This window comes from Flaviaestuariibacter flavus, assembly GCF_004337505.1.
In the GTDB taxonomy this organism is placed as follows: domain Bacteria; phylum Bacteroidota; class Bacteroidia; order Chitinophagales; family Chitinophagaceae; genus Flavisolibacter; species Flavisolibacter flavus.
This window is the reverse complement of the sequence record NZ_SJZI01000001.1, coordinates 144251-151976: the sequence shown is the minus strand read 5'-3', so window position 1 is coordinate 151976 and position 7726 is coordinate 144251. Positions and strand designations below refer to the sequence as shown.

Genomic DNA, 7726 nt, shown 5'->3' with positions numbered 1-7726 from the left:
CGGCACAACGAAAAAGGGACGCCGAGGCGTCCCTTTGAATATTAAAAACGTAGTGTCGTTGCGCCGTCGTGCCGTTGCGCTACTGGCTGCTAGCAGCCAGTATTACTTCGCGGCGCCGAATACCTTCTGCAGGATCTCCGACACACGGGCGGCGGGATCCTGGCGGATCTTCTGCTCTTCCTGGCCTACCTGGAAGAAGATGCCGTAGAGGGCCTTATCGGTAACATAAGCGGCCAGGTCGGGGTTGACCTTGTCCCTGCTCACTTTATTATACGTGGTAAAGAGGGTGCTCCAGTACTTGGTGGCATTCACTTTTTGCAGCGACTGCTCGATCACCGGGCGGAAGGCGGTGGTGAGCTCAGCCTGGGTTTTACCCTTCAGGTAGCTGGTAGCGGCCTGGTTATCGCCTTTCAGGATGCCGATGCCGTCCTGGATGGTGATGCCCTTGATGGCATTGAGGAAAATCGGTGCGGCGCTCTTTACCGCGTCCTCAGCACCGCGGTTCATGCTCAGGATGGCCTGGTCAACCTGCCTGCCAAAGCCGAGGTTGCGGAGTGTTTTCTCCACCTTCTGCGCCTCGGCGGGCATCAGGATCTTTAGTGCGGCATCTTTAAAGAAACCGTCAACTGCCGAAAGCCGGGCCGTACCGTTGTTGGTGCCCACGCTGAGCGCTTCCTTGAGGCCTTTGATGATATCGTCGTGTGAAAGGCTGGCGCTGCCGCCGGTGATTTTTGAAACTTCGCGGTTGACCACTTCGGTCACCTGGGCGCGGGCAGCGCTGTCTTTTACGGCCGTCTGCGCCTTGTTGAGCAATCCTTTGAGTCCCTGAGCCTGGCCGGAAGCGGCGATAAAGCCGACAGCCATCACGAGCAGCAATTTTTTCATAGAAGATGGTGTTGAAGGGTGAAAATACAGGAATCGGTCGTAAGTGCGCGTTAAAGTACCTTTATAATATGTTCAGTATCTGGGAAAAAGAAACGGTGCTGGCGCCACAGGACGTGGTGATTGCCGGCGGTGGCTTTGCGGGCCTGTGGACGGCTTTTCACCTGCTGCGTCGCTACCCGAAGGCGCGGATCGCCGTCCTGGAAAAAGACTTCATGTCGATGGGTGCCTCCACCCGCAACGCGGGCTTTGCCTGCTTCGGTTCGCTCGGCGAGCTGGTGGCCGACGCGACCGAGATCGGGAACGACTCCATGCTCGACCTGGTGGCCCTGCGTTACCGCGGGCTGAAGCAGATCAGGAAATACTGGAAGCCCTCCGACATCGACCTTGACTGGTGCGGCGGCTACGAGCTGTTCCCGCCCGGCGGCTTCAGCAGCGAGGTGCTGGCTGAAAATATCGAGTACATCAACCGGCTCCTCCGGCCGATCACGGGCGAAAAGCATACATTCCGCGAATGTTCGAATAAGATCTCCCGCTTCGGCTTCGGCAACACATCGGCAATGGTGGTCAACGAAGGGGAAGGCGCGCTGCACGCCGGCAAGCTGGCCGGCGCCCTGCGGCGACACCTGCAACGCAAGGGCGTACAGCTGCTGCACAGCGTGTCGGTTACTGCCTTTACCGAAGAAAGCAATTCGGTGGAGGTGCATACCGACCGCGACTTTTCGGTAAAAGCCCATTACCTCGCCGTATGCACCAACACGGCCGCGGGCTCCCTGCTGCCTGAATTGAGTGTAACGCCCGCGCGCGGCCAGGTGCTCCTCACCTCTCCTATTGAAGGACTGCCCTGGCGGGGCACCTTTCATGCTGATGAAGGCTACTACTATTTCCGCAACCTCGGCAACCGCGTGCTGCTTGGCGGGGCCCGCAACAAGGCTTTCGACGAGGAGCGAAGCAATGAACACGCCACTACCCCGCTGATCCAGGGCGAGCTGGAGCGTTTTCTCAACGAGGTGATCCTGCCCGGGAAGCACGGCACCTATTCGATTGAGCTCCGCTGGAGCGGAATTATGGGAATGGGAACAGACAAATACCCCGTGATGGGGAGTGTGCGGCCGCGCATCCTGGCAGCCGTGGCACTCGGCGGCATTGGGGTGGCCGTAGCGCCGGAGGCCGGAAGGAAGCTGGCAAAGCTTGTTAATTTATAACGGACGCGCCAGGTTGAATTGACTGCCCGATCATGCGCGCAGGTGAAGCAATATCCTTCGCACCCTGGCTGCAACAGGAAACCGGTGCTGCGATCCGGGTTTCGGACAAATTCGCACGGCGGTTCTTATTGCTTTACAAAAGATTTCCGGATCACTTCCTCGCCGTTGGTAGCCACTACCCAATATACACCTGCACTCAGGCCATTGGTGTTCAGCGGCTGGAGGCGGCTGCCGATCTGAACGCGCTGCACCATTGCGCCCTGGGTATTGTAAACGCGCAGCTCCTTGCCCGTCCAGGTATTGTTGCCGAAATCAATATGCAGCACCGACTGCGCCGGGTTGGGATAAACCGAAACAGCTCCCGAAGGCGCTTCGGTTGCGCGCGCCGCTGCCGGTGGCGTTGCCCACGACTTGCCGAGGCCTTTGCTTACCATGAGTGAAGCCCGCGGACCGCCGGGAGCGAAGTTGGCACGCATGCGGGCCGCCTGGCCTTCGGTGAACAGGTTGATGCAGGCGTCGTTGGTGTAGTCCATGTAGTTCATGTACATATCACCGGTAGCACTGTTGCCGCAGGAAGTGCGGATGGCGGAGGGGCATCCCGAAGTGTAATTGCTTTGCTTCGGAGTATCGACCACTTCGTCGTCGCCGCAATAGGTGTCGCCCCAGATATGCTTCAGGCCGAGCCAGTGACCGGCCTCGTGCACCGCGGTACGGCCTTTGTCGAAAGGTGCCGCGGCGCCAAGGGTACCGAAAGCCGAATAGTTGATCACGATGCCGTCGCGGTCGGCGGCACCACCCGGGGCGGAAGAATAACCCAGGATGCGGCCCATCGGGCAAACCCAGATATTGAGGTAAGAGTGACTGTCCCAGGCATTGTCGCCGCCGGCGGAGGCGAACTTCATCGCATCGTCCTGCTGCCACTGGTTAACGCCCGTGTATTTGCGCACGATGCCGCTGGTGGGATAGCCTTCGGGGGTAACGGAAGCCAGCACAAACTCGATGGCTGCGTCGGCGGCGAGGCTGCGGAAGTACTGCGGCGTATTTACCGAGTCGGCATTCATACGGCGGAAATCGCGGTTGAGCGCGTCGATCTGGCTGCGTACGGCGTCGTCGCTTACATCTTGTGCGGCATTAGCGTAGAGAATATGCACCACAACGGGTACGCGGTAGGTGACGCTGTGTTGCAGACGCAGGGTGGAGCGCTGTCCCAGGAAGGCGCGGGCGGCGTTGATGCCGGAGGCGGCAGCCGGGTCGGCAGCGATGCGTGCGGCAGTATATTCGGAGCTGCTGCAGGTGCGCTGGGCGCCAGCAAGCAGGCAGCTGAAAATTGTCAGACAGGTAAGTAGAAGCCTCATAGTTTCCGTGTTGGGTCGGAACCACAGGTACTGGATTGATTACGGCTTCAAAAAGGATTGGAAGTGTACGGGTTAGCGCGTGGACTTCAGGGGATAATGGAAAATAAGTGTTTTCACGGCGGCGGGATACAGAATTCCCTAGGATTGAGGACTAGGTACAAATATATACCGCCATATTGAAAATGCAAATAGAGTACCATTTTTTTCTTTAACGGTCCTGCGTAGCCCGAAATCTTATTTTTGCCCGCATGAAGCGCAACCTCATCATCGCCCTGATTCTCATTGTAGTAGCGGCATTCGTATATAATGCGTTCCGAAATGGCTCCGGCGAAACCGGCACCGAAACGACCAATCCAACTTCTGTTGAGAATTCCACAACCAGTGGTACACCGCAGATATCCTACACCGTCGCCGGTGCCTATCCGCATGATGTGACCTCTTTTACCGAGGGACTCAGCTTCTATAAAGGCGAACTCTGGGAAAGCACGGGCGAGAACGGGAAATCCTGGCTCCTGCAGGTTGACCTCGCCAGCGGTGCGCGCAAAAAGGCCGTCAAGCTCGATGAAAAATATTTCGGCGAAGGAGTCATTATCCTGCGCGATACCATTTACCAGCTTACCTACAAGGAAAAAACGGTGCTCGTGTACGACGCCAAAACCCTGCAGCTGATCAAATCGCTGCCGCTGGCGCAGCCCGAGGGCTGGGGCCTCACCACCGACGGCACCAACCTCATCGCATCCGACGGCTCCTCCAACCTTTATTATTATGAGCCCGGCACCTTCCGCCTGCTCCGTACACAGGGCGTAACCGAAAACAACATGCCCGTATCGATGATCAATGAGCTTGAGTACATCAACGGCTTCATCTACGCCAATGTGTGGCAAACCAACGAGATCGTGAAGATCGATGCCGGCAGCGGGCAGATCGTTGGCCGCATGGACCTTTCGCAACTGGCCGTTCGTGCCAAGGCGAAAAATCCCAACGTGGACGTGCTCAACGGCATCGCCTACAACCCCGACACGAAGAAATTTTATGTAACGGGCAAAAACTGGCCGGAGCTGTACGAGCTTACGCTGACGCTCTGAGCTGCGTTACTTCACCGCTTCCAATACATAGGTCAGCGAGCTGCAGCGCTCGGGGTTGAAGAAAGCTTTGAAATTCGAGCGCAGGCCCGCCATCGGGGCGCCGATCCAGTTGGTCTGCCCATGGCGGTAGCGGCTGCTCAGCAGGCTGATGTATACGGAATCGAACCACATTGGCTTCTGATCTACAAGGCGGAGACCGTTGCGCTCCGCAAGCGTTTTCATCGAGCGCGGTGAAAAATGATACAGGTGGCGGGGCACGTCATAAGCCGCCCAGAAAGCGCCATAGGTCTGCGCATCGCCCGACGTATAGTTGGGCACGGCGATGATCAGCTTACCCCCCGGCGCCAGTAGGGCGCGGAGCTGCTGCATATACCGCTGCAACTCGTGCACGTGCTCCAGCACATGCCACAGGGTGATGACATCGAAAGACGCATGCGGCAGCTCATAAAGCGCCTCCGCCGGCAATACTTCCAGCCCGGCGCGCGCAGCTGCGATCTTCCGGGCATCCGGGTCGGGCTCCAGGCCCGTCACTACCCAGCCCGCCTCTTTCAATGCCGCCAGGAAGGCGCCGGTGCCGCAGCCTACGTCGAGCGCGCGGCCGCGTTGCTTGCCGCTTACCCGCATCGCAAGCTTCACTTTTTGCTGCAGCGTATGCCGCCGTACCTGCTGGTAAATGCGGTTAACCAACCCCTCTTTGGTGTCGGTGTGCGAAATGTAATCTTCCGATTTATAGTAAGGACCGATATGCGCCGCATCGGGCACATCCTGGGTAAAGCGAAGACTGCAGTCGTCGCACTGCCAGATAACAAACTGGTTGCGGCTAACCGTGTGATCGGTAGCCGTCAGCAGCGGGTGGATGTTGCTGCTGTTGCAAACGGGGCAATGCGTGTAGTGAACGGTGGCGCTCATAATGGAGTGCAAAAATAGCGGCGCGGAAGCACAATGACCGAATTAAGGAAAAGTGCTTCAGAGGCCCGTCTGAAGCCCGGTGGCATGCACCGAGAAATGCTGCCGGTAAAAGCACCAGAGGATAAAGAGCACGGCCAGCACTACCAGCAGCCAGGCGAGCCACTCCAGCTCGTTGCGGCGGGTTTTGGTTTCCGGCGCCTGCTCCGCGTCCGACCACACTTCCTGCTCACCCACCCGAATGGAATGACGGGCATCGGCATGAATAACACGCGCGGCGGGCTGTGGCGCCAGCAGCACCGGTGTGGCAGGCTGCAGGGCAAGGCGTCCGTCCTGCCAGTGCAAGAGACCTACCCCGGGCCACAGGAAGGGTTCCCGCAGCAGGTGGCGGTGCAGGCGGCTGCCAAAGTCGGAAAGTTTTTCAGTCAGTATGCTCTCGCTTTCGCGCAGCGCGCCGGCAAGAAAGGCGATCTGCCGATCATCTACCGGGCGCTCCTCCCCTGCGTGCACGCGAAAGCCCGGGCCGGCCAGCTCGCGGTCGGCCACGCTCCAGGTGGCAGGCGAAGCCTCCAGGGTGAGCGAGCCGAGGTGCGGAATGGTGACACTGCGGGCGCGTGTCAGGTATTGAGTGAGCAGATCAAGCACTACTTTTTGTTTTGGGCGAACGAAAATACAACTCCACCCATGAACTGGAAGCCATAAGTTTTGTATTGGTTCCAGCGCTGGTACTGCGTGTTGAACAGGTTGTTGAACTGCGCCCAGAGTTTGATGTTCTTATAAACAGCGAATTCAAGCCCCGCGCTTGCATCCACAGCAGCACCCGTGCGGCCGGTGTTGCCGCTCTGATCGCGCCAATAAATACCATCAAATGCCCATACATCTCCCTTCACGTACAGGTCGCGGAGCACCTGCAGGCGCAGGGCCGTGTTGAACTCGAGGCGCGGAAGGCCCCAGGCGCGCTCTTCGGTTTCGAGGCTCGTATAGCGGTTCATATCGAGTGTCGAGCGCAGGTTGAACCGGTCACCCACGGCATAGCCGGCTTCGAGGTGCACATTGATCGTGCGCATGTCGGGCTCGTAGATCACGCCGAAAGAATTGTTGCCCGTGCCTTCGTTTACAAACAGCGGGGCGTTCACCTGGCGGTTGACGCCGCCACGCGCCAGGTAGCTGAAATGATCGGTGACGGTACCCTTGATGCCGCCGTAGATCTCTTCGATGCGGGTGTTGTTGATGGCCAGGGGCTGCGCGATCCACGGGTTGTAGCCCGCCAGGAACTGGAAGGTGTTGGGCCGCACGCGGCCGGTCCAGCCGGCGATTACAGAGAGCCGCTTATCCGCGGTGCCCACTTCGGCCAGCACGTTGGGCATCAGGTCGAAAGTGCCGTTATCCCACGAAGGTCGGATGCCGGCCTGCAGGTACAGGCTTACCGTTTTCACAAACAGCGAAGGCGACACCTGGAAATAGTTGTTGTCCGACTTCACCTTGGCGGCCGACTCGTAGTTGATAATACCACCGTCCAGGGCCAGTTCCACTTCAAAACGGCCCTCGATGGTCTTGCGCAGCGGCACATTGAAATAAGTGGCCGTCTCATTGCCGTTATGGTTGTCGCCAAATACGTCGAAACGCAGCTCGGGTGCGTAGGAAATGCCATAGGCGCCTACGTTGGTATTGCGCAGGCCGATGCGTCCCCGGAAACCGGTGTAGCGGAGCGACAGCGAATCTTTGGTGAGATGCGCCAGGGCAGCCGAATCCGTCCCGTAGCGATAATACTGGTCGTTCTGGAAACCAAGACGAGCCGTCACCTCGTGGTTGGCGCCGGCCTTCAGTTGGCCAACGGCATCGAACTGCCCGTGCGCCATTTCCTGGAAAGCAAGCTTTCCTTTCGACTGAAAGTAGTTACCGTAAACGTTCAAGCCGGCCTTCGATGCATCACCGATCGAAAGACCTGTTTCAATATAGGGCGTCTGTTGGGTACCATAGCCCGCCTTCACGTAGTTCCAGTTGTCCCACTTCAGGATGCTGTCGACCGAAAGCGCCACCGGTTTCAGCGATCCGGGCTGGAAGGCGAAGAGCAGGTTCTGGTTGGGGATGCGGTATTGCAGCACGGGCCGCGACGTATCGGCCACGGGCGGCGTTGCATTGAAGTTGATCTTGGCGGCTTCTTTCAGCTGGGGCCGGAAGGAGGCGGTCACATTCACCGCGCGGGGGCGGGTGGAATCCTGTGCCGATGCCGCGGCGGCCACGAGGGCGGCACCGCTTATGAGGAGCGTACGCTTCATCTTGTTTGTTTTGA

The 7726-nt window shown here is 58.6% G+C and carries 7 protein-coding genes; 2 read left to right on the top strand and 5 right to left on the bottom strand.

Annotation, left to right across the window (positions count from 1 at the left end):
* Positions 1 to 102: 102 nt before the first annotated feature.
* Positions 103 to 885 carry a DUF4197 domain-containing protein gene (locus tag EPD60_RS00585; protein ID WP_243647732.1) on the bottom strand — a complete coding sequence of 261 codons (783 nt, stop codon included), beginning with the start codon at positions 883 to 885 and terminating at the stop codon, positions 103 to 105.
* A 68-nt stretch (positions 886 to 953) separates the two neighbouring features.
* On the opposite strand from EPD60_RS00585, the gene EPD60_RS00580 reads away from it, so the two are divergent.
* Positions 954 to 2087, top strand: coding sequence for an NAD(P)/FAD-dependent oxidoreductase (locus tag EPD60_RS00580; protein ID WP_165871352.1), 1134 nt, complete (start codon positions 954 to 956; stop codon positions 2085 to 2087).
* Positions 2088 to 2212: 125 nt separating this feature from the next.
* Here the strand turns inward: EPD60_RS00580 and EPD60_RS00575 are convergent, their stop codons facing one another.
* Complete coding sequence (locus EPD60_RS00575; protein ID WP_131445670.1) at positions 2213 to 3442, bottom strand: T9SS type A sorting domain-containing protein; 1230 nt, start codon at positions 3440 to 3442, stop codon at positions 2213 to 2215.
* Positions 3443 to 3690: 248 nt separating this feature from the next.
* Here EPD60_RS00575 and EPD60_RS00570 point away from each other — a divergent pair, with 248 nt between their 5' ends.
* Positions 3691 to 4527 (top strand): glutaminyl-peptide cyclotransferase, encoded by an 837-nt coding sequence (locus EPD60_RS00570; protein WP_131445667.1) that lies wholly within the window; start codon positions 3691 to 3693, stop codon positions 4525 to 4527.
* A gap of 6 nt (positions 4528 to 4533) precedes the next feature.
* Here EPD60_RS00570 and EPD60_RS00565 read toward each other — a convergent pair whose 3' ends face one another.
* Genes EPD60_RS00565 through EPD60_RS00555 form a run of 3 tightly spaced genes read right to left on the bottom strand, consistent with a single transcriptional unit; the run spans position 4534 to position 7712 of the window.
* Positions 4534 to 5436 (bottom strand): class I SAM-dependent methyltransferase, encoded by a 903-nt coding sequence (locus EPD60_RS00565; RefSeq protein WP_131445664.1) that lies wholly within the window; start codon positions 5434 to 5436, stop codon positions 4534 to 4536.
* Between the two features lie 57 nt (positions 5437 to 5493).
* The gene (locus EPD60_RS00560; protein WP_131445661.1) at positions 5494 to 6078 is read right to left on the bottom strand and encodes a hypothetical protein; all 585 of its coding nucleotides are present in this window, start codon (positions 6076 to 6078) and stop codon (positions 5494 to 5496) included.
* On the bottom strand, positions 6078 to 7712 hold the full coding sequence (locus tag EPD60_RS00555) for a TonB-dependent receptor (RefSeq protein ID WP_131445658.1): 1635 nt from the start codon (positions 7710 to 7712) through the stop codon (positions 6078 to 6080). Before EPD60_RS00555 ends, EPD60_RS00560 begins: the two co-directional genes overlap by 1 nt.
* Between the last annotated feature and the right edge of the window lie 14 nt (positions 7713 to 7726).